This window comes from Achromobacter sp. SIMBA_011, from assembly GCF_046535435.1.
In the GTDB taxonomy this organism is placed as follows: Bacteria; Pseudomonadota; Gammaproteobacteria; order Burkholderiales; family Burkholderiaceae_B; genus Achromobacter; species Achromobacter dolens.
Map to the genome: position 1 here is coordinate 1 of NZ_JAWRWN010001389.1, position 228 is coordinate 228.

1 protein-coding gene is annotated in these 228 nt (G+C 69.3%); it reads right to left on the bottom strand.

Annotated elements, in window-relative coordinates:
- Positions 1-228, bottom strand: a 228-nt coding sequence (locus SB816_RS35595) for an ABC transporter permease subunit (RefSeq protein ID WP_410548691.1), incomplete at both ends; no start/stop codon positions are given.

Below are 228 nucleotides of genomic sequence, written 5' to 3' on the forward strand. Positions count from 1 at the left end.
GCCGCCACATGATCTGCCAGTCGGACAGCCCGAGCGTGCGTGCGGCGCGCACGTAATCGAGCGCGCGCTTTTGCAGGAATTCGCTGCGCACGTAGTCGGACAGCGTGATCCAGCCGAACGCGGCGAGCAGCACGACGAGCGCGCCGCCGAACGCCACCGACCACGCATGGCCCACGTGCGTCTGCGAAAGCACCGTGGGCACCACGCCGAACGACGCGGGCAAGGTCG